The sequence below is a fragment of the Serratia inhibens genome (assembly GCF_003591175.1).
GTDB lineage: Bacteria > Pseudomonadota > Gammaproteobacteria > Enterobacterales > Enterobacteriaceae > Serratia > Serratia inhibens.
In genome coordinates this window covers 117,472-142,504 of the sequence record NZ_QYYG01000008.1, presented here as the reverse complement: position 1 = coordinate 142,504, position 25,033 = coordinate 117,472, and the positions used below count along the sequence as shown (strand labels likewise).

Sequence of the window (25,033 nt, the reverse complement as noted above, 5' to 3'; positions counted from 1 at the left end):
ATTACAGTTTGGCGCACGGCAGCAGCAGCTGATCCAGCGGCTTGGCGGCGCCCGGTATAACAATGCGGCACTGGCGTTGGCCTTCCCAGGCGACGTCCAGTTGCTCTTGCGGCTGGACGCCGGTCAGGTAGACCGATCCACCGTCGTTCACCACCGCCACTTCACGCCCACGTTCGCTCAGTACCGTGGCACCGAACGGCGGTTCACTGCCGTCAGCCAGTTTGATGGTGGCCAGCAGCTTGCTGCCTTTCACCACCTCAAAGTGGCGATAGCCGATGGCGCCTTCGGTCAGCGTGCCCTGGACTACGGCCCGGGTGGCCTCCACATCGTCCGCCAACGTATTGACGTCGATGCGGGTATCGGTGTTGTAGTAACTGGTGATGTCGGAAATTACCGCCAGGCCGAAGCGGTTGCTGTAGGCGCGACCGTTGTTGATCGGCACCCCGGCGATGCCGTCGGTATCCAGCATCATTCGGCTACCGCCGTTACTGGAGTTCTGGTGTGCGGCGACGCCATGTCGGGTAGCAGTAATGCCGCTGCGGAAGGTACCGCCGAACGACGAATAGCTGTCCTGTTGGTAAGAGGCGCTGGCGTTGAGTGAACCAAACGAAGCGTTATGGCTGTAGTAGCCACGGGCCAGCGATTTGCCGGCCTGGTTAAAGCCGCCGCTGACCTGCCAGGTGTTGTTCGGGTCGGTGTAATCGTTGTAGGACGCCATCTGCGTCACGTCACTGTTGCTGGTTTGCAGCGAGTAACCTATCCGGCGGCGATCGCCAATCGGTACGCTGAAGTTCAGCATCACGCTGTCGTCGGTGCGGCCGTGGTAAGTCGTGCGATAGGCCGACAGCGATGCGGTGATGTTGCTGACGTTACCGACGCTGAACAATTTGCTGGCGGATAACCCGTAACGATCCTGCGCCCTGGCATCCCAATAGGTTTGGTGGGAATAGGTCAGGTAAGCGGTGATCGCTTTGGCGCTGTCTTCCGCCATAAAGGTTTTGCTGGCGGTAATGGTGTACAGCTCTTTTTGCCGCCCGTTGTAGCGCTCGTCGTAGTCGTTGTAACGCTCTTGCAGATACTGCGACATGTTCATGAACTTGCGCTGCGAGAAGCGGTAACCGGCGAAGGTGATTTGGCTGTTCAGCTCATCGAAGCGTTTGGCGTAGTTGACCTTGAACGACATGCCGCTGGCGGTCGGCTCGTTGGGCAGGCGAGCGATAGACTGCGTCACATCCACCGACATGGCGCCAAACACGTTCAGATCGCGGCCCAGGCCGAGCGCCCAGGCGTTGTAATCGCCGCCGAGCAATGCGCCGCCGTACAGCGACCAGGCGCTGGTTAATCCCCAGGAGAAATCACTGGCGGAGAACAGCGGCCCTTGCGTGCGGTGATCGTAAGCCGAGGGCTTACCTACGGCGACGTTGTAGCGCACATAGCCGGGGCGCGTCAGGTAAGGAATGGTGGCGGTGTCTACCTGGAAGGTCGAAACGCTGCCGTCCTGTTCTTCTACCTTCACATCCAGCCGACCGCGTACTGAACTGTTGAGATCCTGGATGGCGAATGGCCCGGCGGGCACGGTGGTTTCATACAGCGTACGGCCTTCTTGCGATACGGTGATTTTTGCGTTGCTTTTGGCAATGCCGCGCACTTCCGGCGCATAGCCCTGCAGGTTTGGCGGCAGCATGCGTTCGTCGCTGGCCAGGTTCAGGCCGGTGAAGCGGTAGGAATCGAACACGCCCGAATCGAGAAATATTTCGCCGAGGGTCAGCTTGGCGGCCTGCATTGGCAGCGCGCGGTAGGCGTAGATCTGGTTCCAGTCAAAATTACTGTCACGCTCGCCGGCCTGCTGATTGTAATTGGCCTGATAATCGGCGCGCAGGCGCCAGGCACCGAGGTTGGCGCCCAGGGTCCCGTAACTGCTGAGGTTTTGTGCGGTGTTGTTATTGTGGCTCTGCTTACCGACCTGACCGCTGATGCTGTAGTCCAACAGCAGCCCCGGAATACCCTCGTCCCATTGCTCCGGCGGGGTCCAGTCCGGATCGGAATATTTCATCCAGGCCTGCGGAATAGTAATCGCCAACACGCCGCCGCTGATGCGGTCGGATATCGTCGCCCCTTTAATGCCGCTGATATCGGCGCAGCTGTTGTCGTGCCACAGGGTGATTTTTTTAACGACTTCCTCTTTCAACGCCATTTTTTCTACCAGATCCGGCGGCAGACAGACGCGGGAGCGGTCCTTTTGGTCCGGTGACGGGTAATACTGGATGCTGCGCTGTGGCAGGGTTTTCTGGTTGATCTTGATATCCAGCAAATAGGCACCGGGCATGACGTAATCGGCATCGGAAAAACGCGATAAATCCACTTTGCTGCGATCGGCAATATCCAATACGTCGGTATTAAATTCCGTGGCGGAAAAAGCCGAATGTACCCAGAGGAAAGATAGAATGACGGTGAGGGGTATTTTTTTCCGTGTCAGTAATGACGTCATAGCATAATCACTCATGGCAAATCCGCGCCCAATAGCAGGTCATCCTGTACGACCTGAATACGTAATACGTGGTGTCATTCAGTGCCTTAGGGAGGCACCCGCCTAACGAGGCGTTACAGATAAGACAGGGTGAATTTCGCCAGAGAGCTGAATCCTCCGGCTCGGGCCCTGTCAGGGTGGATACGTAGCTGAGCGCCAAAGCGCAGCGTATTGTCGCCGGCGACGATTTGGTAATCCGCCGTGGTGCTGCCCAAGGGGATCGGGGTGCCGGCGGCGGTCAGCAGCTCAATGGCCACGCCTTGCGCTTCGCCATAAACGCCCAATAACTCGGGATCCCGGCTATCAGCCGTGCCGTCGAAGGTGACGGTAGCGGCGCGGTAGATAAAGTCGGGTTTTAGGGTGCTGGCCAATTCACAATTCACCAGCTTGATCTCAAAGTTGCGACGGCTGCCGATCAGTACCGGCTGTGCATCCAAGGCTGCATCGGTCATGGATATCAGCCCGAAGTCAACGGTTTGGTCCAGGCTTTCGCCGGCAATTCCGCAAGGGGTCTCGACGATCTCGCCCCCCAGACTGAGCGTGCCGTGGCCCTGATTTTTTGCAGCCGCCTCTGCGCTGTAAACGCTGAGTGCGATAAGCAATGCGCTCCAAATCCGGGTTGTCATGCTGGCGTCTCCCTGTTGCCGTTGGTCTCGTTACCCAATATCCGTGCAGGTAAAGCGGGGATACCGCACAGGTATCCCCAGCCAGGGATTACAGGTATGCCAGAGTGAAGTTTGCAACGCTGGTGAACTCGCCTGGAACCACGGCGCCAGAAGCGCTGCTGCCTTGCAGATAGGCGGCAAACTTCAGAGAGTTATTGCCTTCGGTCAGGCCCTGACCATCGGTCGCGGTACCCAGCTCAACATCTTTGGAGTGCAGGTTGTCATAGATCATGATGCCAGCGCCGGTTGCGGTGCCGCTCAGAGCCAGCAGTTTGCTGTTATCTGGGTCCGGGGTCCCGGTGAAGGTCACCTGGACGTTCTTCATGGTGGCGATGGAGCAGTCTTTCAGTTCAATGCTGAAGGGCTCGGAGCTGGATTTACCTTCTTTGGCCAACAGACGGCTGCTGATCTGGCCCATAGGTACAGTCTGGTCAACAGATTCCGGTGCTACGCTGCATGGCGCATCAATGATTTCACCGGTAAAAGTCACTTTACCGCTGCCCTGGTTAGATGCGGCGTGAGCAACAGATGCAGAAGCGAAAGCAATCACGGTTGCCAGCATTAATTTATTCAGTTTCATTTCTCAAGTTCCTGTAGAGAGTATTTAAATAAAAAGAACAGCACATCTAAATCCCCCACGACGACGGTAACGTCATGTCACCGGCATCGAAGTTGGAGCCAGATCCTTTTGCTCTGGGCAATACGCCATCCCCCGTTATTAGCTCAGCAATAACGAAAGTTTTTGGAAGGCGTAAAAACGCATTCCATTAAAATGAAAAATATGAATATCACCCTGGCGTCTTGGTGGGAATATTCTTGCAAATAATAGGTGTCGTTGGAAATAGCTTTTATTAATTTAGGTCAAATACAGAATATAAAACCAAAAGGAAAAAGAAATATATATAATTGAAAATCAATAGATCGTATACAAATATTATCCAGAATAAATAACTATATAAATGGCGATGTGCGAGATTTTAGATCGCCAGATATGCCGATGACACTACAATTCACAATATTGTTTTGATAATATCGCTCTCAGACAGCAGATGATGAATTGCGGCTGCTAATCGTCAGTGAAAATTTAACTCATTGTTTTAAAAGAAAGGTGTGGCGATATCGCCAGCTTGAAACGCGGCTTTTATACATGGCTCCGGCGTGGATTTCTTTCGTTGCGTTAACAAAAACACAACAATATCGATGTATGTCTGATTATTATCGGCAGCCGCCGATATTGCGCGTTTTTTGTTATTTAACTAGTTCGGATTAATCCAAAAAGGTGAGGTTTTGCCGGGCTTCGCGACATAATAATGACCTAAGTGATAATTAAGGGATGATAAACGGAATGATTACCATAGTTAATGATTCAACTCGCCGAACTGCCGTTACCTTTGCCGTGTTGATAATGGCCGGTTTAATGTTGTCGGGCTGCGCAGGGAAGAATGGCGCGGGCGTTGTTGCCGTGAAAAAAGTTTCACAGAATAATCCTAACGAAAAGACTGATGAGCAGCGAATCGTACTTTGTCAGCAGCGGGTGAATTCACTTAAGAATATTAATCCGCAAAGTTACCAGAAACGGATTGCTTATTTTAATGGGCTGCTTTCCAACGCCTCTGGATATGCCGGTATTCGCAGTCATGTCGATGGAAGCACCCGCAAGGCTATAGACGCGCTTTATAAATATAAAACTGAAAAATTCTGTGCCGATGTCGAGCATGAGCTGATGTCCGATCTGTCCAGCCGGGTGGAGAGCCTCTAGCCATGAAAAAGTGCGCGGAAGGAGCCGCAGCCTTTCTTCTGTTACTGGTGGCAGGCAGCGTGTCGGCGGCGGGCAAAACGCCGGCCGATGACGGTATTCCTGCACTGCTGAAATTTGCCGAGCAGCAGCAAGTGGCGGCTCCGGCACCCTCAGTAGCAGAAAAGGCGCCGCCTGTTACCGCCAGACCCAAGCCGGTTATCGTGCCGCGAGGGGATGCCGCCCGGCTGACGGCGCTGAATCAGACCCTGCGTCAACAGGCCGAGGTGATTCAGCAGCAGGCGGACACTGTCCGTCGGCTGGAGCGGCGGTTAGCGATTCAGGCCACCGTATCGCCCCCTACTGCGCCTGCGGTGGTGGATATCCGGCCGTTGGCGGCGGCGCTGAAGGGCATCCGACGGGCCATTGCGCCGCCGCCGGATCTGATCGCCATAGCGGCATCGTTGGCGCGTCAGCAACGGGTCGCGGGGGAACAACAACAACGGCTGCAGCAACTCAGCCGACAGTTGGCAAAGTTGCAACAGCCGCCGGCACTGGTCAGCGATGCGGATAAACAGGCGTATGCCGCCGGGGTCTCGCTTGGGCGTGACATTGTGCAACTGCAAGAACAGAACCGACAGCTGGGCATTGAAGCCGACCGGGCGCGGTTGCTGGCGGGCATCGCCGATACGCTGAACGGCAAACCCCGTCTGGATAACGCGGCCATTGACAGCGCGCTGTTGGCCGCTGACAGCGCTTTGCAGCAGGCGCATCGGCAACGGCAGCAAAGCCTGCGGCAGGACGGTAAAGCCTATCTCGCCGATTTCGCCACAAGGCCGGGGGTGCAAAAGGATGCGCTCGGGTTCTATTACCGCGTGGATTACGCCGGCAGCGGGCGGATAGAAAAGGGCGATAACGTCAGCATCGTGGTGCGTGAAAGTCTGCCCGACGGCACGGTGATTAAGGATATGGAGCTGGCCGGCACGACCATCTCGCTGCCGCTGGCGCAATACCCGCCGCTGTTTCGCGCAGCTATCGGCAAACTCAATAAACACGGGTCCATTACTCTGGTGGTGCCGCCAGAGTTGGCGTATGGCGAGAAGGGCAGCCCACCCGCCATCCCGCCAGGAGCCACCATGATTTACACCCTGCGCGTGGCCGACGTGCTACCGCCGGATAAGGACAGGCAAAAGTAACCCCAGGAGGACGCGATGGCCAAGGTGCCGATAACCTATGAAATCAGGAAATCGCAAATGCTAAACGTGTTACGAAAACTGTGTATGGAACGGGCGACGGGAGCCGGGGGGCATCACCCGCCACCGCCGGAACAGTGGCCTAAAACAAGGGAGCTGGCAGACAAATGCGGCGAAAATATTTACACCACGCGCACGCTGTTATTGGCGTTGGAAAAAGAGGGAAAAGTACGTTGTACCCACCGCAGCATCAATAATTCGTTACGCTGGTATATCTGCACGTCGACCCAAAAAGTGTAATTCCTTTTCTGTTTCAAATTTTGGACTACCTTTCACAGCGGACCATGATAAGGCTGGGGGTTGTAAGCCCCCAGCCCTGTTGTTTTGTTACCCGGCGACCGTTTGCCCAATGTGCCATAGCCCCAACTGGGGGATGTGCGGGCCGGCCGCTTGCTGCAACTTGAAATCCATAGGGTATACTTGCCGGCTGGTTGAAAGGCGTTTTATGGCGATGCGGGTATATTATGAAGGAAAGCAAAGAAATACTTTTATTGGATGATATTCATTATCAAATAGACGATCAGGTTATTTTGGATTCCGTCTCTTTCGGCCTAAAACAGGGCGAGTTCAAACTGATTACCGGGCCGTCCGGCTGCGGAAAAAGCACCCTGCTGAAAATTGTTTCCTCTCTGATCGATCCGACCCGCGGAAAAATTATCTTTGACGGTAAGCCCATCACCGATATGCCGCCGGAAGAATACCGCCAACAGGTCTCTTACTGTTTTCAGACCCCGGCGCTGTTTGGCGATACGGTGTATGACAATATTGCGCTGCCTTATCTGATCCGCAAGCAAAAGCCGGACGAGCAAAAAATGAAGGCCGACCTGGCGCGCTTTGGGTTGGCGGAAAATAAGTTGGGAAAAAGCGTTAACGAATTATCGGGTGGGGAGAAACAGCGTATTTCCTTGATCCGCAACCTGCAATTTATGCCCAAAGTACTGTTGTTGGATGAAATTACCAGCGCGCTGGATGAAGATAATAAGCGCAACGTCAACGAGATTATTCATCAGTTGGTGTCGCAACATGGCGTAGCGGCGCTATGGGTCACGCACGATAAAGACGAAATCAAACATGCGGACGATGTGATTACCCTGAGCGCGCACGGCGCACGGGCACAGGAGAAAACCGATGAACCAGCATAATATCACCAATGAATCCTTAGGGTTGTCGATGATACTGGTGGTCATCGCTATTTTGATCAGCCATAAAGAAAAGTTGGCGCTGGAAAAAGACATTATCTGGAGCATTTGCCGCGCGGTAGTGCAGCTGATTATTGTCGGCTATGTGCTGAAATACATTTTTGACGTGAACAATGCCATTCTGACGGTGTTGATGGTGCTGTTTATTTGTTTTAACGCCGCTTATAACGCGCAAAAGCGCAGTAAATATATTGAGCATGCGTTTGTGACCTCGTTTATCGCCATTACCACGGGCGCGGTATTGACGCTGGTGGTGCTGGTGCTGACCGGTTCGATAGAGTTTACGCCGATGCAGGTGATCCCGATTTCCGGCATGATCGCCGGCAATGCGATGGTGGCGGTTGGATTGTGTTACAACAATCTGGGGCAGCGTTTTAAAGGCGATCAGCAGAAGATCCAGGAGATGCTCAGTTTGGGCGCGTCGCCGAAGTTTGCCTCGACGGCGTTGATCCGCGACAGCATTCGCGCGTCGTTGATTCCGACGGTCGACTCGGCCAAAACCGTCGGGCTGGTCAGCCTGCCGGGCATGATGTCCGGTTTGATCTTCGCCGGCATTGATCCGGTCAAAGCGATCAAGTACCAGATCATGGTGACCTTTATGCTGCTTTCCACCGCCAGCCTGTCGACCATTATTGCCTGCTATCTGGCCTACCGTAAGTTCTATAACGCCCGCCATCAACTGGTGGTCAGTAAGCTGAAGTAGCGTTAAGAAAACGGCCTCCGAAGAGGCCGTTATGCTCTCTGCTATCCTTGCAGCAAGGCGATGCTCCGGCGGATTTCACGTTCTATATCCGCTTCTGACCAGCTATCCAGTTGCGAAGAGAACGGCTCGAAGGCGTAAATGCCGGTATAACCGAGGCGTTCCAGATTCTGTACCTGCTTTTTACTTTCCAGCCGATCTTTGTCACTCAGCATGATGCGTTCTTCATCGCTTAACGCGCTTTTGCTCAGCGGATCCTCCACGCCGGAAAGGTGCACCAGGCCAATGCCATCGATGTCAATCTGCGCATCAAACTCGGGTTGCGCCACCTCGCTTAAATAATGGTGGAAGGTATCGAGCACGATTTTGTAGGGCGCGCCGGAATCCCCAATCAGCGACTGGGTCAGCAGCGACGAGCGCAGTGAGCTGATGCCGAAGCCCAGCGGTTCGACATAGCCCTGCACGCCGTATTGTTTAAACAGTGGCGCCAGCAGCTTCAGGGCTGCCAATGTATCGTTCTTTTTCTGATCTTCGCTGCGGCGATCGTCCGCGCTGCAATGCGGGCACAGCACCAGCGCCTTGCTATGGATAGCCTTGGCCTGTGACAGCAGCGCCTCGGCGTTTTTCAGCAACATGGCCTCGTCGTCCAGCAGGTTAAACCTGCCAAGGGCGTTGATAGTGATGATCTCAATGCCGTATTTGGCCGCCAACACAGTGTGTTGCTCGTTGCTCAGGCTGTCGGTCACCTTGCCGCTCGGCATATCGTTGCGCAGTTCAACTTTGCTGAGCCCGCACTTTTTCACCAGACGGAAAAAGGATTCCAAATCGAGATTCGGCGCGATCTTGCGGTTGATGCAAAAACGCTCTGGCGCAATGGTCATGATGCATTACTCCTGAAGGGGTTGAGAAAGCTTAGGGCTTGCCGTCTTGCAACGGTACCGGCTGTGTTTCGGACAAGGGCAGGCGATAGCGTTTCGCCATCACCACGTCTTCCATTTTCTCGAGGGAGACTCCCCGGGTTTCCGGGATATAGCGGCTGACAAACCAGTAGCTGAACAAGCAGCACGCCGCGAAAATCCACATCGGGAAGGCGCCGTGGAACTGGGAGAACAGATACGGATTGTCATTGAGCATCGGGAAGGTTTGCGAAACCACAAAGTTGGCCAGCCACATGCAGCCGACGGCGATGCTCATGCCCTGCGAACGCATGCGGTTGGGGAAAATCTCCGACACCAGTACCCAGGCGCCGACGCCCCAGGACAGCGCGAAAAACACCATGAAGAACAGCATGCCGAACAGCGCGAAGTAACCCGTCGCCTCGGTATACAACGCATAAGAGGTGATCAGCAGCCCGACGATGACCCCCAGCGTGCCCCAGCGCATCAGCGGGATACGGCCCATGCGATCCATCAGCATGGCGCCAATCACCGAGCCGACCAGCTGCATCACGCCAATCCAGATGGTCTGGAACAGCGCTTCCTGCGCATTCTCGGTGACGGTTTTCAACACCACCGGTGCGTAATACATCATGACGTTAACGCCGGTGACCTGTTGCAGTATGGCGATCATGCAGCCGACAAACAGAATGAAACGCACGCGCTTATCGGCGTAGCTGAGTTTTTGCTTGCTGGATTGTTGATCCTGCCGTATCGAGTCCTTGATTTCCCGCAGTACGTTTTTGGCATGCTCGGCGTTAGAGACGCGGGTCAGCATCGCCAGCGCCTGATCGTCGCGGCCGACCATCACGCTCCAGCGCGGGGATTCCGGAATGATAAACACCAGAATGCAGAACAAGATGCAGGGAAGCACGCCGGAGGCGAACATCCAGCGCCAGCCCATCTCCACCAGCCAGGCTTCGCTGGCGATGCTGGCAATCTTGAAGTTAACGTAAAAGATCACGATCTGGCCGAACACGATGGCGAACTGCTGCATGCTGAGTGCGCGGCCGCGCATGTCTTTCGGTGACACTTCGGACATGTACATCGGTGAGACGGTGGCGGCGATGCCCACCGCCAGCCCGCCGATAATGCGGTAAATGACAAACCAGGTGAAGGTCGGTGCCAACGAGGAACCCACGGCCGAGACGGTGAACAGCAGCGCCGCCAGCATCAGGGCCTTCTTGCGGCCATAACGCCCCGCCAGCGGCCCGGCGGCAAAGGCGCCAACCACGCAGCCGATCACCACGTTGGATACCGCCCAGCCGGTTTCGGCCGGGCTGAGGTTGAAATAGGCTTTCAGGGATTCGATCGCGCCGGAGATCACGGCGGTATCATAGCCGAACAGCAGGCCGCCCAGAGCGGCGACCCCGCAAATCTTCATGATGTAGCCGGTATTGCGCTTACGCTGATATGACATTTATTGCTCCGATTTTTATCCTGGCTTCTGCCCGCATGTTGCGTTGTAGGGAAAAGGGAGCAGAAGAGTGAACCGTGCCTGTCATCAAGGCGGTGATATTTGTGCAGTTCTGCCTTAAACAAAAACATTTATTTCATAATTAGTGAATAATGAAATATTGATTTTTAGATCCAGTTCAAAAAAAAGCGCAAACGCGCTGCCAGCGTTACCGAAGGATTTACGTGCGTCCGGCACCGTCGCATTGAGCGGTCAGCGCTCTTTTTCTGTATAAAAGTCAGGGTAAACTGCCGCCCAGTACCGGGCCGGCGGAAAGCGTACATTTTTACCGCAATGCAATGAGCCTGCATGACGACACGGTAAAATTGCGACCTCTCGCACTAAAAACAAAATTTCTAAAATAATTTATTTGAAACTTTTTTTTCAATGAAATAGAGTTTGCTTTATCCGGTCAGGATTTAGCCTGCTTGCGGGCATTAGCTGGCAGTGTGACTCAAACGCCACGGCGTGCGGCAGCCCCGCATGCGGCCAGGCGACAGCGGACTTAAAAGAGGGTGAGACATGAAAACCGTGGGTAACTTTATTGGCGGGCAGGTGTGCCTGAGCAGCAGCAATCAAACCGTCGACGTGCATAACCCGGCTACCGGCCAGGTTGAACGTCGCGTCACGCAGAGCACCGCCGCCGAGGTGAAACAGGCCATCGATGTCGCCCATCAGGCGTTTACCGACTGGTCGCGCACCACACCGCTGCGCCGTGCGCGCATCATGTTCAATTTTAAGGCGTTGCTGGAACAGCATCGCGAAGAACTGGCGCAGCTCATCGTCAGTGAACACGGCAAAGTCTATTCCGATGCGCTGGGCGAATTGACCCGTGGCCTGGAAGTGGTCGAGTTTGCCTGCGGCATTCCGCATTTGATTAAAGGCGAGTATTCGGCGGACGTCGGCAGCGGCGTCGACAGCTTCTCGCTGATGCAGCCGCTGGGCGTGGTGGCGGGTATCACCCCGTTCAACTTCCCGGCGATGGTGCCGATGTGGATGTTCCCTATCGCGCTGGCCTGCGGCAATACCTTCGTCCTCAAACCGCCGGCGCTGGTGCCTTCGGCCTCGGTGCGGTTGGCCGAGCTGCTGAAAGAGGCCGGCCTGCCGGACGGCGTATTCAACGTGGTTCATTGTTCCAACGAAAACGCCGCCCAGCTGTGCACCGATCCGCATATTCAGGCGGTGAGCTTTGTCGGTTCGTCTGCGGTAGCGGAACATATCTATACCACTGCCAGCGCCCACGGCAAGCGGGTGCAAGCCTTTGGCGCAGCGAAAAATCAGGCCATCATCATGCCGGATGCCGATCTGGACGCGACCGTAAACGCCCTGATGGGCGGCGCTTTCGGTTCTGCCGGCGAGCGTTGCATGGCACTGCCGGTGGCGGTGGTGGTGGGTGACGACACGGCCGACAAGCTGATCGCCAAACTGAAACCGCTGATTGCCCAACTGCGCGTTGGCCCTGGCATTCAGCAGGGCGGCGAAGAAAACGAGATGGGGCCGCTGGTTTCCTCGGCGCACCAGAAGAAAGTTTTGGGTTATATCGATCTGGGTGTGGAAGAGGGCGCAACGCTGGTGGCCGATGGCCGCAACTATCAGGTGGCGGGTTACCCGGATGGCTACTACGTTGGCGGCACCCTGTTTGACCATGTGACCTCCGACATGCGCATCTACCGTGAAGAGATCTTCGGACCGGTGCTGGGCATTGTCCGCGTACCGGATTACCAAACCGCCATCGACACGGTGAACAGCCATGAGTTTGGCAATGGCAGCGCCATCTTCACCAGTAACGGCCACTATGCACGCCAGTTCGTGCAGGAAGTGCAGGCCGGTATGGTGGGGGTTAACGTGCCGGTACCGGTGCCGATGGCGTTTCACAGCTTCGGCGGCTGGAAGCGCTCGGTGTTCGGCGCCCTGAACGTGCACGGCACCGACGGCGTGCGTTTCTACACCCGCATGAAAACCGCCACAGCGCGCTGGCCGACCGGGCAGCAGACGGTGTCGGAATACAGTATGCCGACGCTGGGCTAACGTTTTACGCTTGAATTGATCTATACCAATACCCTATGGATTTCGAGTTGCAGCTAGGCGGCCAGCTCGTTCATCCCCAGGCGCTTACTTTAGTAAGTAACTGGGGTGAGCGACAAATCTGTCGGGAACAGATTTGAACGCTGCTTGCAGCGGCCCCGAAGGGGCAAGACCCACGGATGGGTCTTGTAAAGCAGGTAACAACGCTGCAGCTTGAAAGACGACGGGTATCCATTCGGGAGAATCATCATGTCTTCATTGCTTGCCAAATGTCAGCAACCGGATGGCCAGGGGCGCATCCAGCACGTCACCCCAGAGAATGCCGACTGGCGCTTTGTCGGGTTCGATGTCTATCGCCTCGAAGCCGGCCAGACGCTGCAATTGGAAAGCGGCGATAAAGAGCTGTGCCTGGTGCTGGTCGCCGGCATTGCCTCCGTCGCCACCCTGCGGGCGGAATATCCGCATATCGGCAAACGCATGAGCCCGTTTGAGCGCACGCCGCCTTATGCGGTCTACGTGCCGCATCACGACAAGATTAACGTGCGGGCGGAAAGCGATTTGGAGCTGGCGGTGTGCAGTGCACCGGGCAAAGGGCATCTGCCGTCGCGCCTGATTACGCCGGCGGATGTGGGCGTCGAGCGGCGCGGCAAGGGGCGCAATCAGCGTCTGGTGCACAACATTCTGCCGGACAGCGAACCCGCCGACAGCCTGCTGGTGGTGGAAGTGTACACCGATGAAGGCAATACCAGTTCATATCCCAGCCACAAGCACGACCAGGAAGACTCGCCGGATGAAACCTATCTGGAAGAAACCTACTATCACCGCATTCAGCCTGAACAGGGCTTTTGCCTGCAGCGAGTCTATACCGACGATCGCGAACTGGATGAGTGTATGCCGGTGTATAACCGCGACGTAGTCAAGGTACCGCGCGGTTACCACCCGGTGGCGACGCTGGCCGGTTACGACAGCTACTATCTCAACGTGATGGCCGGGCCGGTGCGGCTGTGGAAATTCACCTGGGAAAAAGACCACGCCTGGATTAACAGCGACGGTTATCCGGCACGCTAGGTCACGGCCTGTGTTATGACATAAAGCCCGTGAAACGGGCTTTCCTCATTATCGTTCACATAGCTGTCAATTGATGCGTATATAAATTTGGTATCAATTTGATCCCCGACTGTTCAAATGATAACCGTTTTGAACATGAGTCGCTGCGTGTGATGACAGGCTATGCGTGTGAAAGCGAAAGTAGCTGGTAGCCGCGGAGTGCAATTGCCGTAATGTGTTTGCAAGCCTAATGAGGCGCCCTTTGAGCAGAAGCTTTCGCCTGCGCAACAGGGATAAAAGAGAAATCCGTTATGACGACTACGATGTCCCAAAAAGCCGCTCGAGAAGGGTTGGGTTCACCCGACCTATTTGAAGGTGGTGTTTTCGTAACCAAAAATGGCGTCGCTGAGCTGTTTGTCCAAACTGCAGTTGATAGAGAAGCGGAGATTAGGGAGCGCAATCTCGAACGACAGGCGAATGCCCTGCTGAAACTGGTTATGCTGGCTAAAAAGGACATTAAAAATCAGCGTGGAATGTCACCTGAGGAAACGCTGAGAAGATTGCGGGAAGCACGCAAATAATAGAGAGGTGCCGAGTGCCGAAATATAGGGATATTATTGTTGTTTCACCGGCGGCAGAATGGAGTCTTAAAGATATCGAGTCGTTTAAAAGCGGGACCATTGGCCCGGCTAATGCCGGTGAATTTGTGGATAATCTGCTGTTATCGTCGCTATCGGCGATAGGCGATAGCTGAAGACCCAACTCGTTATCGTTTCAATGCGATGTTATCAGGCTACGGCATACAGCTCCGTGAGCGGCTGGATACCGACAGCGAGTATCGTGTTATCTATGACTGTAATGACCAGACCATCGAAATTCTGATTTTTGTCAGCATGAAACAGGATCTGGAAAGCGCATTGTACCGCTATCTGGTAGTGCAATAGCTTTCAGCACCCGGTTGCGCCGGGTACATTCTCATCGGTAAAACGGCCCGGTTTCCTGCGTGCCGTCTCTCTCATCACCGTAACTATTCGTCTTTGGCATTATTCAGCGCCAAGGATACCGCCAGGGTTTGCGCCAGACACATTGAGGCGACCTGCGAGCGGAAACCGTCCACCTGCGCTTCGCGCACCACAAAGCACACGTCGCTGAAGGCGGCCAGCGGGCTGACCTGGCTGTCGGTGATGGCGATCTGTTGCGCGCCGCGTTTGGCACCCAGTTCCACCAGCTCCAGCGCTTCTTGCGCATACGGCGAGTAGCTGATGGCAATCACCACGTCCTTGGGTTTCACCATGCTCAATTGCTCGGTAAACATGCCGCCCAAACCGTCGATCAGGAACGCCCGGCGTTCAAGGTGGCGCAACGCATAGGTGAGGTAGGAGGCGACGCTGAAGGAACGGCGCAGGCCAATCACGTAGATGTTCTCGGCGTTGTTCAGCAGTTCAACGGCACGGTCCAGCTGCTCTGAGCTGGTTTGCATCGCCAACTGTTGCAGCGCCTGAGCGTTGACCATGGTGAATACGTTAAGAATTTCCGCCGGTTTTTCCGGTGCGACGTTGTCGTCGGTCGAAGTTTGGCGAAACAGGCGCGCGCGTTCGGTGTAGTTGACCGTTTCTTCCATCAGGTGCTGGCGAAAAACCTGTTTCATTTCATTGAAACCGCTAAAGCCAAAAGCGTTGGCGAAGCGGATCAGTGTGGAAGGCGGGACGCTGGCCTGTGCGGCGATGGAGGCAACGGTATCGAAAGCAATGCTGTTACTGTTATCCAAAATGTAACGCGCCACCTGTTTCAAACGCTTGCTCAGCGTTTCGTAACGGTGGCGAATCTCGTCCTGTAACAGCGAAAGTTGAGTTGGGTTGTTCATCCATTCGGCTCGCAGTGGGGGCTAAGGCGTATCGGCCTGACGCCTGAGTTGTTGACAGGCCATTCTAACAGATGGAGCGGAAATTTCATTTCATCTAAAAGCGATTTATTCGATCGCAAGTTGCGTTACTTCACAGAAAATAGGCAAAAAAATCCCCTTAAAGCGGCGAAAATCGCTGTAAGGGGAGCCTTTGTCGATTAACTGGCGTCGTGGCCGGGACGGTATTGGCGCCAGAAACCGATCAGCGTCAGGTATTTTTGTTTCACCTGTTCGATCAAGCCGGCGTCATCCAGCTCGCCCTGCAACCAGCGGCGTGAAGGCTGGCCGAAAATGGTGCGGCCAACGGCAAAGCCTTTCACCCAGGGGGCATCCGCCGCGGCGGCGAAGCCGGCCTTCAGCGTTTCCTCCGGTGAATCCAGCCCCAGGATCAGTACGCCGCGGCAGAAGGGATCGTTAGCCTCGATCAACGCGCCGACCCGTCGCCAGTTCTCGGCGCTCAACGGCGGCAGTTTCCACCAATCCGGTTTTACGCCCAACTGGTAGAAATGTTGCAGCATGTCCAGGTAGTGGCGCTCGTCTTTATCGGGGTTGCTTTCCGGCAAAATCACCTCGAGCAGCAGCTCGTGGCCGGATTTGCAGCAGCCGCGATAGACGTCGCCGATCAGTTCATCCTGTTCGCGGCGCAGTTCGGCGGCGTCATGCGGATGGTAAAATACCAGGCATTTCACTACGTGTTCCTGCGGCCAGTCGATCAGTTGCGAGCCGATATTGCCATGCTCCAACCGCAGCGGGCGCGAGCTGGGCAGCTCGACCGGCCGGCCAATCCACCACCCCTGGCCGGTGATTTCGTTCAGCGCCGCCTGGCCGTAAGTGGTGTCGGCCAGAATGCCGCTGTTGCCCTGCAGCCCGGCATCTTCTGCGGCCTGTTGCGCCGCCGCCAACAGCAGGGTTTTCAATTGAGGGATGCGTTCTTCGCTGACGTTGGCTTCGCGCGCCATATCCGCCAGCTGCTTGCGGTGATCGAAGGCGAACACGCACAGTTCCGGCCACTGTTTTTTGCGGGTAGTCACCCGGTGCAGGTGGTTGAGCCGTGGGTCGCGGTCCGGGCGTTTCACTTCCCGTTCGCGTTGCAAATAGTCATCCAGCTCCAGTTTGGTGGGCATCGCCGGCGCACAGCCGTGGCGCGAAACCACCAGCGCACCGCAGGCGTTGGCGTAGCGGCAGGCCTGATCCCAACCTTCATCGTTCAGATAACCGCGCAGCAGGCCGGACATAAAGGCATCGCCGGCACCCAGCACGTTCAGTACCTCAACCCGCACGCCGGAATGCAGTTTTACCTGCTGCCAGTCGGCGGCGATCTCGCCTTCGAAGACCGAGCAACCCTGCGCGCCGCGTTTGCAGACCAGCGTGGCCCGGGTGGCTTTGCGTACGTTGTTCAGCGCGGTCAGCGTGTCGGTGCTGCCACCGGCAATGTGAAACTCTTCTTCGGTACCGACGATTAAATCAAAGTGGTGCAGCACCTCTTGCAGTTCGCGGGTCACCTTCTCGGATTCCACAAAGCGGGTTTCACCGTCGCCCAACGAGGTCAGGCCCCACAATACCGGGCGATAGTCGATATCCAGCGCGGTGCGCAGGCCGTGGCGGCGGGCGTATTCCAGCGCCTTCAGCACCGCAGCGCGGGTGTTAGGGTGCGACAAATGGGTGCCGGTAATGGCCAGCGCGCGTGACGACGCAATATAGGATTCGTCGATATCGTCCGGCGTCAGCGCCATGTCGGCACAGTTTTCACGGTAGAAAATCAGCGGGAAGGTTTCCTGATCCTTGATGCCGAGGATCACCAGGCCGGTCAGGCGTTCCGGGTCGACGATCAGGCTCCGGGTGTCGGCACCGACGCGCTGCAGCTCTTCGCGCAGGAAACGGCCCATATGTTCATCGCCGACGCGGGCAAGCATGCCGGACTTCAACCCCTGAATGGCGGTGCCGTAGGCTACGTTGCCGGAAGAGCCGCCGAGATACTTGGAGAATGTGCTGGCATCTTCCAGGCGTGCGCCGATCTGTTGTGCATAGAAATCGACGGCGATACGCCCGAGACAAATGACATCAAGCTGTTTTTCTTGTGTAGCCATACCCGTTTCCTTCTGTATTAAGCAAAACCCCGACTGCGAAGCATGTTTTGGAGTATGAGGAATAAAAATTTCAATTTCAAGATTGAATGAAATTTACACCCCAAAAATGTGATGCATTTAAAAGCGTGATGAAAGCGGGGATGCAGGGGGTAAAAACCGCGCCCCGCCTGAGCGAAAAACGTGTTGTAACCGAGGTTGACGTTTGCGGGGCACAGGCCGGCGGCATCGGGTGCGAAGGCGGATTTGACGCGTTCGGGATGGGGCTGCGCCGGCCGGAAAGACCGGCTAAGTCGGTGAATTCTAACGGCATGGATGAAATGGAGTTTTCATCATTATGCGATCTTTATCGCAAAATGAAATGTTTCTTCTGTAATGTCATTTTATGGAAAATATATTTGTTTATAATCGCTTCACGTTTCACGTTGTCGGTTTAGTGAGCGGCACCGCTGGAAAGCCATAGGGCATAATGTAGAGGGTGGAGAAATGGGCAAGATCAGATTAACCATGGCACAGGCACTCGTCAGGTTCCTCGACAACCAGTATCTGCTGGTCGACGGCGTGGAAACCAAATTCGTGAAGGGCATCTTTGCGATTTTCGGTCACGGCAACGTTCTCGGCCTGGGGCAGGCGCTGGAACAAGACAGCGGCGAGCTGGTGGTGCATCAGGGGCGTAACGAGCAGGGCATGGCCCACGCGGCGACCGGCTTTGCCAAGCAGAAGCTGCGCCGGCAGATCTATGCCTGTACCTCTTCCGTCGGCCCCGGTGCCGCCAATATGATCACCGCCGCCGCGACCGCCACCGCCAACCGCATTCCTTTATTGCTGCTGCCGGGCGACGTCTACGCGTCGCGCCAGCCGGACCCGGTGTTGCAGCAGATCGAACAGTCCTACGATCTCAGCATCAGCACCAATGACGCTTTCCGCGCGGTCAGCAAATACTGGGATCGCATCGTGCGGCCGGAACAGCTGATGAGCGCCTGCATCAACGCGATGCGCGTGCTGACCGATCCGGCGGAAACCGGCGCGGTCACGCTGTGCCTGCCGCAGGATGTGCAGGGCGAAGCCTATGACTATCCGGACTACTTTTTCCAAAAGCGCGTGCATCGGCTCGATCGCCGTCCGGCGACCGAAGGCATGCTGGCGGATGCGCTGGCGCTGCTGACCGCCAAACGCAAACCGCTGCTGGTGTGCGGCGGCGGGGTGAAGTATTCGCAGGCCGGGCAGGCGCTGCGCGAGTTTGCCGAACGTTTTCATATCCCGTTTGTGGAAACCCAGGCCGGCAAGGGCACGGTGCCTTCCAGCCATCCGTTTAACCTGGGCGGCATCGGCGAAACCGGTTGTCTGGCGGCCAATACGCTGGCTAAACAGGCCGACCTGGTGATTGGCGTAGGCACCCGTTACACCGACTTCACCACCTCGTCAAAATGGCTGTTCCAACAGCCGGATGTGGATTTCCTCAATATCAACGTCAGCGGCTTTGACGCCGGCAAACTCGACGGCGTGCAGGTACTGGCCGATGCCCGTGCGGCGCTGGTCGCCTTGAGCGCACTGCTGGCGCAATCCGATTACCGCGCCGGCTGGGGCGATGCCATTGCCGAGGCGCGCAGCGCGCAGCAGCAGGAAACCGCCCGCGTTTATGCGGTGGAATACACCGGCGAAGGCTTTGTGCCGGAAATTGACGATCATCTCGATCGCGGCCGCGTTTTCGCCGAATTTATCGAACAGACCGACTCGCTGCTGACCCAAAGCCGGGTGCTGGGCGTGTTGAATCAGCACTTGCCGCAGGACAGCGTGATAGTCGCCGCCGCCGGCAGCCTGCCGGGTGATTTGCAGCGCGTGTGGCACAACCACGGCGAGCACGGTTATCACGTGGAATATGGCTATTCGTGCATGGGCTACGAGGTTAACGCGGCGCTGGGGGTCAAGCTGGCCGAACCGCAACGCGAGGTGTATGCGATGGTCGGCGACGGTGCCTTTATGATGCTGCATTCCGAACTGGTCACCTCGATCCAGGAAGGCTGCAAAATCAACGTGGTGCTGTTCGACAATATGACCAACGGCTGCATCAACAACCTGCAGATGGAACACGGTATGGACAGCTACACCACCGAATTCCGTTTCCGTAACCCGCAGGGCGGCAAACTCGACGGCAATTTTGTGCCGGTCAATTTCGCCATGCTGGCGGCGGCCTACGGCTGTAAAACCTACAGCGTCACCACCGAACAGCAACTGATCGACGCGCTGGCCGATGCCCGCCTGCAGAAGGTCTCCACCCTGCTGGACATCAAAGTGCTGCCAAAAACCATGGTGCACAAGTATCTCAGCTGGTGGCGCGTGGGCGGTGCTCAGGTTGCCGACAGCGAAAAAATTGTCGCCGTGGCCCGCAAGCTGCAGGAAAACATCGATCAGGCCCGCGACTACTGATTACCCGATTAACCAGACCTTGCGTCTGCCGCAACTATTTGAAGAGGATAACGAAGATGACATTGAACATTGGGGTTATTGGCACCGGCGCAATCGGTCGGGATCATATTCGCCGCTGCAGCAAAGTGTTGCAGGGCAGCCGCATCGTCGCGGTCAACGACATCAATCGCGACAACGCCGCCAAGGTAGTGAGCGATCTGAAGCTGGATGCCAAGGTGTATGACAATGGCCAGGATCTGATCAAGGCGGCGGACGTGCAGGCGGTACTGGTCACTTCCTGGGGCCCGAGCCATGAAGAGTTTGTGCTGGCGGCCATCGCCGCCGGCAAGCCGGTGTTCTGCGAGAAGCCGCTGGCGGTCACCGCGCAGGGCTGTAAAAACATCGTCGAGGCTGAAGCCAAGCACGGCAAACGCCTGGTGCAGGTGGGCTTTATGCGCCCTTACGATCGCGGCTACCGCGCCTTAAAACAGGTGCTGACCAGCGGCCAGATCGGCGAACCGCTGATGCTGCACTGCGCACACCGCAACCCGACCGTCGGCGAGGCCTACACTACCGATATGGCGATCACCGACACCTTGATTCATGAGATCGACGTGCTGCGCTGGCTACTGGATGACGACTACGTCTCGGTACAGGTGGTGTTCCCGCGCAAGAGCCCCAAGGCGTTCCCGCACCTGAAAGATCCGCAGATTGTGCTGTTTGAAACCGCCAAGGGCACGCGCATTGACGTAGAAATCTTCGTTAACTGCCAGTATGGCTATGACATTCAGTGTGAAGTGGTAGGGGAAACCGGCATCGCCAAACTGCCGGAGCCTTCGTCGGTGCAGATGCGCAGCGGTGCCAGACTGTCCACCGAGATCCTGACTGACTGGAAAGACCGCTTTATCGACGCCTATGACGTTGAGCTGCAAGGTTTTATCAACGACGTGCTGGCCGGGAAACTGACCGGGCCTTCCGCCTGGGACGGTTACGCCGCCTCCGTTGCCGCCGACGCCTGCGTGGCCGCTCAGCTCAGCGGCGAGATTGTGCCGGTGACCCTGCCGCCGCGCCCGGCGTTCTACAACCACTAACGGGTTGACTGCCGTACCCACGTTTAAGAGGAATGACCATGAAGATCGCTTTTGATGTTGATGTCATCAGGGACCTGGGCATCACCAAAATGGTTCAGCAGGTAGCGGACTGGGGCTATCGGTATATCGAACAGTCTCCGCACCCGCAGATCAATCCATTCTATAAGCATCCGAAAGCCGGCCGTGAGGTGATGGCGGAATACAAGAACGCGCTGAAAGCGACCGGTGTGGAGATTTCCTCGTTTATCGTGGTGTACCGCTGGTCCGGCCCGGGCGAAGATCGCCGCCAGGCGGCAGTCAAAAACTGGCGCCGGATGATAGAGATTGCGGTGGAAATGGGTGTGCAGGTGATCAACACCGAGCTGGCCGGCAACCCTAATGAGCCGGAAATTTGCGAGGAACTGTGGTATCGCTCAATGGAGGAGCTGCTGCCGATCATTGAGCGCGAAGGCATCCGCATGGAGATCCAGTCACATCCGTGGGATTTCTGCGAACTGAGCAACGAAACCGCCGACATGGTGAAATCGCTGCGCAGCGACCACGTCAAGTATCTCTACAGCGTGCCGCACAGTTTCTATTACGACAAAGGCCAGGGCGACGTGGCCGGCATGCTGAAATATGCCGGGGACGATCTTTCCCACGTGCTGATCGCCGACACCATGAACCACACCAAGCACTGCCGCTATATCGTCAATCCGCCGGGGGTGGACGCAGCCGTGCACCAGCACGTGGGTATTGGCGAAGGTGAGGTGGATTTCGATGCCCTGTTCCAGACCCTGCGCGATATGGAGTTCGCCAACCGCAACTTCAAGGTCGGTGGTGAATCGATCATCTGCACTTCGCTGTTTGGCTACCCGGAAAAAATGAAAAGCCAGGCGGTAGCGACCAGAGAACGCATCGAGAAAGAGCTGCTGGGCAAATAACCTTTTCGGCGCGTCGGCGTTAACTCCGTTGGCGCGTCATCCGATTATTGAGGCTGAACATGAACAAAGACAACGTGAAACTGGCCATCGCGCCGATCGGCTGGACCAACGACGATATGCCCGAATTGGGCAAAGAAAACACTTTCCAGCAGTGCGTCAGTGAAATGGCGCTGGCCGGCTTCAGCGGCAGCGAAGTCGGGAGCAAGTACCCGCGCGATCCTGCGGTGTTGAAGCCGATGCTGGATATTCGCGGCATCCAGATCTGCAACGCCTGGTTCAGCACCTTTTTTGCCAACGGCCAGAAAGAAAAAACCATCGATGAATTTATCAACCACATGAATTTCCTGCATGCGATGGGCGCCAGGGTGATCGGCTGTTCCGAGCAGAGCAAGAGCATTCAGGGCACCACCAAAGGGGTGTTCGAAGAGAAGCCGTATTTCAGCGACGAAGAGTGGCAGCGGGTGGCCGATGGTTACAATGAGCTGGCGAAAATTGCCGCCGCCAAGGGGATGCAGGTTTGTCTGCACCACCATATGGGCACCGGCATCCAGACTACCGCAGAGATTGACCGCTACATGAGCATGGTGAACGACGACGTCTATCTGCTGTTTGATACCGGCCACGCTTACTACTCGGAAGGCAGCCAGCAGGCGATGATGGCGATACTGGAAAAGTATCTGCCGCGCATTAACCATGTGCATTTGAAAGACGTGCGTGACGAGGTGGTGGCGGAAGTTAAGGCCAATAAGCTGAGTTTCCTCGATGGCGTGAAGAAGGGCACTTTCACCGTGCCGGGTGATGGGGTGATCGACTTCCGGCCGGTATTTAAACTGCTGGATGAGCGGGGCTACAAGGGCTGGATGGTGGTGGAGGCCGAACAGGATCCGGCGCTGGCCAACCCGTTTGAATATGCGGTGAAGGCGCGCCGTTATATCAAGGAAACCGCCGGTATTTAACCGGGCCGGGAAAGATACCCGTCATACTTGAAGCTGCCTCTGTGTTGGCTGTGCGCACTTACCCGAATCACTTACTTGAGTAAGCTCATCGGGATAAGCCCTCTTGCCGCCTGGTTGCAACTCCAATTATTTTGGGTACAAAAAAGGTGCCCGAGTTATCAAGGCACCTTTTTTATTTGCCGGGATCAGGCAAGGGTTTTCCAGGTAGTGACCTGGCTGCCGGGCCATGGGCTGGCGGCGTAGACGCCACGGGCGATCGCCCGTGCCAGCGTGTCTGCCGCCAATGCGCCAATTTGCAGCACCGCCAGCTCGCGGCTGCCCTGAACCTCGCGCTTGCCGGTGGACAAGGCAAACACCACGTCGCCGTCGAACGGGCTGTGCAATGGGCGGATGGCACGCGCCATGCCGTCCTGCGCCATGATCGCCACGCGTTTCAACTCCACCCGGGTCAGCGCCAGATCGGTGGCGATGCAGGCCAGGGTGGTGTTTTTCCTGCCGCCTGTCGGCTCGGTGGGCATCCAGTCTTCGCCCTGGCCATGCAACTGCGCCAGCGCGGCCGCACCGCCGTTGCCAAATTCGCCGTTGATTTCATAAGGCGTGGCCCAGAAGGCACGGGTGCCTGGCGCGACCACCGAACCCAGGCTGTTGACTGCCACCAGCGCGCCGACGGTAGCGCCGTTAGCCGCCACGATGGAGGCCGAGCCGAGGCCGCCTTTCAGCTTGCCCATGCCGGTCATGGCGCCATAGCCTGCGCCCACGGTGCCGAGCGGGAAGTCGTGGCCCGCTTTGCCGGCCGCTTCTATCCCCAGTTGGCGGTAAGGCGGGTCAAGCTGCCAGTTCTTATCGCCCGCGTTGTTCAGATCATACAGGCAGGCGGTAGGTACGATGGGGGAAACCGGCACGCCCGGGGCCGGTCGCAGGGCGTAGCCGCGTCCTTGTTGCCCCAGCCAGGCCGCGACGCCGTCCGCGGCTGCCAGCCCGTATACCGAGCCGCCGCTCAGCACCAGCGCATCGACGGTTTGCACCAGGTTATCCTCCCCCAGTGCGTCGGTTTCACGGGTTGCCGGGCCGCCGCCGCGCACGTCGACGGCGCACGTCGCCGGGCTGTCCGGCAAGATAACCGTGGTGCCGGTGCGTACCTGGCTGCTCTGGGCGACGCCGACCTGCAGGCCGGGCACATCGGTAATCAGGTTGCGGGCGCCGGTCCGCACGGCGGGGAAGGTTGGCATGGCGGCCCCCAGGAAGGTGGTGGGAGAAAGGATGCCGATGGCACCCGTTACGCAGGCCAGCGTCTGCACAAAAGTGCGGCGGCTGACGGTTAAGGGCCGGTTAACCGGCCCTGATTCACTTTCGCTATCACTCATGATGCGTTTTTTCCCACTGCTTGCTGCGAAAGCGCGCCATATGATGAGAATCCACCAGATCGCCATCGCGCATGGCATAAGCGCGGCTGGTACCTTCAATTTCAAAGCCAAACTTGCGGTAGAGCGCAATGGCGGCCTGATTGTCGGTAAACACCGTCAGTTCGATGCGTTCGATGGCTGCCCAATTGTCGCAAAGGTCGATCATCGCCTTCATCAGGCTGCTGCCGACGCCTTTGCCGTGATAACGCGCATCGACGCCAATGCCGAAGGTCGCCACATGGCGGCGGCGAAGGCGCTGGTTCAGCATCACGGCAAGCTGGCCGACGATCTGCCCGTCGATACAGGCCACCAGGTTGTGGGTACCCGGCTCGAGGTTGGCCAAACGTTGATGCCACAGTTCTTTAGAGGCTAGCGGAAGATGTAGCGTGTCACGGTAAAGTTGTGGTTGAGAGTAAAGCTGATGTAAGGCCTGTGCATCTGCCGCTTCTACGTGACGAACCACTATTTCACTCATGACGCTGCTCCTGTTGCTTACCGATTGAATAACCTTTGAATTTATCCGTTTATCCTGACGAGTCAACATTATTTCGGCTGGGGAAAAATAACGCTTTACAGGTGCGAATGATAATGATTATTATTGCGATGCGTTCCGGGGAGAGCATCACCCTTTGATACTTTTCCTGCGAAGGCACGACATTGCTCACATTGCTTCCAGTGTTACTTAGCCAGCTCGGGTGCTGGCTTTTTTTTTGCCTGCTTTGTGC

23 protein-coding genes are annotated in these 25,033 nt (G+C 56.6%); 14 read left to right on the top strand and 9 right to left on the bottom strand.

Annotated features, from left to right (window positions below; genetic code table 11):
• Position 1 precedes the first annotated feature (1 nt).
• From D4100_RS20730 to D4100_RS20720, 3 genes are all read right to left on the bottom strand, one after another.
• Complete coding sequence (locus tag D4100_RS20730; protein ID WP_043912082.1) at positions 2-2,503, bottom strand: fimbria/pilus outer membrane usher protein; 2,502 nt, start codon at positions 2,501-2,503, stop codon at positions 2-4.
• A 98-nt stretch (positions 2,504-2,601) separates the two neighbouring features.
• Complete coding sequence (locus tag D4100_RS20725; RefSeq protein WP_006317525.1) at positions 2,602-3,153, bottom strand: fimbrial protein; 552 nt, start codon at positions 3,151-3,153, stop codon at positions 2,602-2,604.
• Between the two features lie 88 nt (positions 3,154-3,241).
• Positions 3,242-3,772 (bottom strand): fimbrial protein, encoded by a 531-nt coding sequence (locus D4100_RS20720; protein WP_006317526.1) that lies wholly within the window; start codon positions 3,770-3,772, stop codon positions 3,242-3,244.
• A 765-nt stretch (positions 3,773-4,537) separates the two neighbouring features.
• Between D4100_RS20720 and D4100_RS20715 the strand changes: the two genes are divergently transcribed.
• The 5 genes from D4100_RS20715 to fetB all read left to right on the top strand — a co-directional run bounded on the left by D4100_RS20715 (position 4,538) and on the right by fetB (position 8,082).
• Positions 4,538-4,951: a hypothetical protein gene (locus D4100_RS20715; protein ID WP_119805145.1), complete on the top strand. Its 414-nt coding sequence runs from the start codon at positions 4,538-4,540 to the stop codon at positions 4,949-4,951.
• Between the two features lie 2 nt (positions 4,952-4,953).
• Complete coding sequence (locus tag D4100_RS20710) at positions 4,954-6,123, top strand: FKBP-type peptidyl-prolyl cis-trans isomerase N-terminal domain-containing protein (protein WP_119805144.1); 1,170 nt, start codon at positions 4,954-4,956, stop codon at positions 6,121-6,123.
• Positions 6,124-6,138: 15 nt separating this feature from the next.
• Positions 6,139-6,420, top strand: a complete 282-nt coding sequence (locus tag D4100_RS20705; protein WP_119805143.1) for a FaeA/PapI family transcriptional regulator — start codon at positions 6,139-6,141, stop codon at positions 6,418-6,420.
• 224 nt (positions 6,421-6,644) lie between these two features.
• Positions 6,645-7,322 carry an iron efflux ABC transporter ATP-binding subunit FetA gene (gene fetA / locus D4100_RS20700; RefSeq protein ID WP_119805142.1) on the top strand — a complete coding sequence of 226 codons (678 nt, stop codon included), beginning with the start codon at positions 6,645-6,647 and terminating at the stop codon, positions 7,320-7,322.
• Positions 7,309-8,082: an iron efflux ABC transporter permease subunit FetB gene (gene fetB, locus D4100_RS20695; protein ID WP_006317720.1), complete on the top strand. Its 774-nt coding sequence runs from the start codon at positions 7,309-7,311 to the stop codon at positions 8,080-8,082. The genes fetA and fetB overlap by 14 nt, the downstream gene beginning before the upstream one ends.
• Positions 8,083-8,123: 41 nt before the next feature.
• On the opposite strand, the gene D4100_RS20690 is transcribed toward fetB, so the two are convergent.
• Positions 8,124-8,960, bottom strand: a complete 837-nt coding sequence (locus tag D4100_RS20690; RefSeq protein ID WP_119805141.1) for a TIM barrel protein — start codon at positions 8,958-8,960, stop codon at positions 8,124-8,126.
• Positions 8,961-8,991: 31 nt separating this feature from the next.
• Positions 8,992-10,434, bottom strand: a complete 1,443-nt coding sequence (locus D4100_RS20685; RefSeq protein ID WP_006317718.1) for a sugar porter family MFS transporter — start codon at positions 10,432-10,434, stop codon at positions 8,992-8,994.
• A gap of 558 nt (positions 10,435-10,992) precedes the next feature.
• Here D4100_RS20685 and D4100_RS20680 point away from each other — a divergent pair.
• The 4 genes from D4100_RS20680 to D4100_RS26080 all read left to right on the top strand — a co-directional run bounded on the left by D4100_RS20680 (position 10,993) and on the right by D4100_RS26080 (position 14,486).
• Complete coding sequence (locus tag D4100_RS20680; RefSeq protein ID WP_119805140.1) at positions 10,993-12,498, top strand: CoA-acylating methylmalonate-semialdehyde dehydrogenase; 1,506 nt, start codon at positions 10,993-10,995, stop codon at positions 12,496-12,498.
• 246 nt (positions 12,499-12,744) lie between these two features.
• Positions 12,745-13,563 (top strand): 5-deoxy-glucuronate isomerase, encoded by an 819-nt coding sequence (iolB, locus tag D4100_RS20675; protein WP_065506742.1) that lies wholly within the window; start codon positions 12,745-12,747, stop codon positions 13,561-13,563.
• 290 nt (positions 13,564-13,853) lie between these two features.
• Positions 13,854-14,123, top strand: a complete 270-nt coding sequence (locus tag D4100_RS20670; protein WP_119805139.1) for a hypothetical protein — start codon at positions 13,854-13,856, stop codon at positions 14,121-14,123.
• A gap of 201 nt (positions 14,124-14,324) precedes the next feature.
• Positions 14,325-14,486 carry a hypothetical protein gene (locus D4100_RS26080; protein ID WP_418346460.1) on the top strand — a complete coding sequence of 54 codons (162 nt, stop codon included), beginning with the start codon at positions 14,325-14,327 and terminating at the stop codon, positions 14,484-14,486.
• An 83-nt stretch (positions 14,487-14,569) separates the two neighbouring features.
• Here D4100_RS26080 and D4100_RS20660 read toward each other — a convergent pair whose 3' ends face one another.
• Positions 14,570-15,406, bottom strand: coding sequence for a MurR/RpiR family transcriptional regulator (locus tag D4100_RS20660; protein ID WP_065506740.1), 837 nt, complete (start codon positions 15,404-15,406; stop codon positions 14,570-14,572).
• 197 nt (positions 15,407-15,603) lie between these two features.
• Complete coding sequence (locus tag D4100_RS20655) at positions 15,604-17,532, bottom strand: bifunctional 5-dehydro-2-deoxygluconokinase/5-dehydro-2-deoxyphosphogluconate aldolase (RefSeq protein WP_119805138.1); 1,929 nt, start codon at positions 17,530-17,532, stop codon at positions 15,604-15,606.
• Between the two features lie 86 nt (positions 17,533-17,618).
• On the opposite strand from D4100_RS20655, the gene D4100_RS20650 reads away from it, so the two are divergent.
• Genes D4100_RS20650 through iolE form a run of 5 tightly spaced genes read left to right on the top strand, consistent with a single transcriptional unit; the run spans position 17,619 to position 22,905 of the window.
• Positions 17,619-17,966: a hypothetical protein gene (locus D4100_RS20650; RefSeq protein ID WP_119805137.1), complete on the top strand. Its 348-nt coding sequence runs from the start codon at positions 17,619-17,621 to the stop codon at positions 17,964-17,966.
• A 49-nt stretch (positions 17,967-18,015) separates the two neighbouring features.
• Positions 18,016-19,956 carry a 3D-(3,5/4)-trihydroxycyclohexane-1,2-dione acylhydrolase (decyclizing) gene (gene iolD / locus D4100_RS20645; protein ID WP_119805136.1) on the top strand — a complete coding sequence of 647 codons (1,941 nt, stop codon included), beginning with the start codon at positions 18,016-18,018 and terminating at the stop codon, positions 19,954-19,956.
• Positions 19,957-20,012: 56 nt separating this feature from the next.
• Positions 20,013-21,026, top strand: coding sequence for a bifunctional inositol 2-dehydrogenase/D-chiro-inositol 1-dehydrogenase (gene iolG / locus D4100_RS20640; protein WP_065506736.1), 1,014 nt, complete (start codon positions 20,013-20,015; stop codon positions 21,024-21,026).
• Between the two features lie 38 nt (positions 21,027-21,064).
• A complete protein-coding gene (locus D4100_RS20635) occupies positions 21,065-21,949 on the top strand; it encodes a sugar phosphate isomerase/epimerase family protein (RefSeq protein ID WP_004951456.1) in 885 nt (294 codons plus the stop codon).
• A 59-nt stretch (positions 21,950-22,008) separates the two neighbouring features.
• On the top strand, positions 22,009-22,905 hold the full coding sequence (gene iolE / locus D4100_RS20630) for a myo-inosose-2 dehydratase (RefSeq protein ID WP_119805135.1): 897 nt from the start codon (positions 22,009-22,011) through the stop codon (positions 22,903-22,905).
• A 185-nt stretch (positions 22,906-23,090) separates the two neighbouring features.
• Here iolE and D4100_RS20620 read toward each other — a convergent pair whose 3' ends face one another.
• Together D4100_RS20620 and D4100_RS20615 are read right to left on the bottom strand one after the other, a co-directional pair.
• Entirely contained in the window at positions 23,091-24,269 is a 1,179-nt protein-coding gene (locus tag D4100_RS20620) for a P1 family peptidase (protein ID WP_119805134.1), read from the bottom strand.
• Positions 24,262-24,783 carry a GNAT family N-acetyltransferase gene (locus D4100_RS20615; RefSeq protein WP_119805133.1) on the bottom strand — a complete coding sequence of 174 codons (522 nt, stop codon included), beginning with the start codon at positions 24,781-24,783 and terminating at the stop codon, positions 24,262-24,264. Before D4100_RS20615 ends, D4100_RS20620 begins: the two co-directional genes overlap by 8 nt.
• Positions 24,784-25,033: the final 250 nt, after the last annotated feature.